Below are 1,040 nucleotides of genomic sequence, written 5' to 3'. Positions count from 1 at the left end.
CCGCATTTCTACAAAGCACGTATAATACCAATGCTTGCCAGCATCGCCTCACAACGATTTTGCCTTTTAAATTACAATCATACGATTAGCACATCTTGACGAAGTTTCCAGTAGTTTTGGTTATATTTTCTCAAAAAAATTTTACATTTTTTTATAAAAACCAATTTGACCCATTATTTTTCAACGATAACTATTTCATATTTCCATAAAATTTCTAACCGTTTTTATCTTCTCCTACTGGACAAACCGCCCTGTCTATGGTAAAATTTAGAAAATCATGTAAAATTAAAGAAAGGACAAGATTGCAATGAAAAAGAAAGTATTTCGTTTAATTGGACTGCTTTTAATCGTTATGATGGCAACCACATCACTGTCCTTTGCCGCCACGTCCAAGCAGACTCCAATCACCAAGCCTACCGTCACCGTAAAGAACATAGACGACAATTACCTGAAAGTTTCATGGAGCAAACGCACCAAGGCAGTCAAATACAATGTTTACCGCGCCACGTCCAAGAGCGGCACTTATAAAAAAATCGCTACTACTACCAGAACCTACTACAACGACAAAACCGTTGATAATAACAAGACCTACTACTATAAGGTTAAAGCACTCGGTAAGTCTTCCAAATATAACAGCAAAATGAGCATCCCTAAGTCCGGCAAAATCAGTTTCGCTGGAGAAATCCGGGTATCGAAAGAATACTTTAACCTGACGCCGGAAAATCCGTCCTTTAAGATTTATGTCAAAGGAATTAATACTGAGGACGATTTAACCTTAGCTTATGACGATTACTATATCGAACTAGAAATTGAGGATGCCAATGACACAGGCTGGTATCCGATCACCGTAACCTGTCTGCTTGCGCCAGAGGATTATTATTCCGGAGAGGAAACAGAAATCGAACTCTACTTTGAAAAGCACGAACGTCTTTATAAGAAAATCGTTACTGTTTACTTCTTCGAAAATGAAGGCGAACTCGCCGCATAAACATATGAATGACAACATTAAAAGGGACCGGCTCAAGATGAGTCAGTCCCTT

At 38.5% G+C, this 1,040-nt stretch carries 1 protein-coding gene; it reads left to right on the top strand.

Features of this window, described 5'->3' with window-relative positions; translation table 11 throughout:
• Positions 1 to 307 precede the first annotated feature (307 nt).
• Complete coding sequence (locus tag D1841_RS17475) at positions 308 to 988, top strand: hypothetical protein (protein ID WP_160201667.1); 681 nt, start codon at positions 308 to 310, stop codon at positions 986 to 988.
• Positions 989 to 1,040: the final 52 nt, after the last annotated feature.

The sequence above is a fragment of the Neglectibacter sp. X4 genome (assembly GCF_009917365.1).
In the GTDB taxonomy this organism is placed as follows: Bacteria; Bacillota; Clostridia; order Oscillospirales; family Acutalibacteraceae; genus Acutalibacter.
The sequence above is the reverse complement of the archived record's forward strand: the minus strand, read 5'-3'. Positions and strand labels throughout refer to the sequence as shown.

Excerpts from the sequence above, each read along its gene's own strand:
- D1841_RS17475 (WP_160201667.1), top strand. The coding sequence starts at position 308 with ATGAAAAAGAAAGTATTTCGTTTAATTGGACTGCTTTTAATCGTTATG.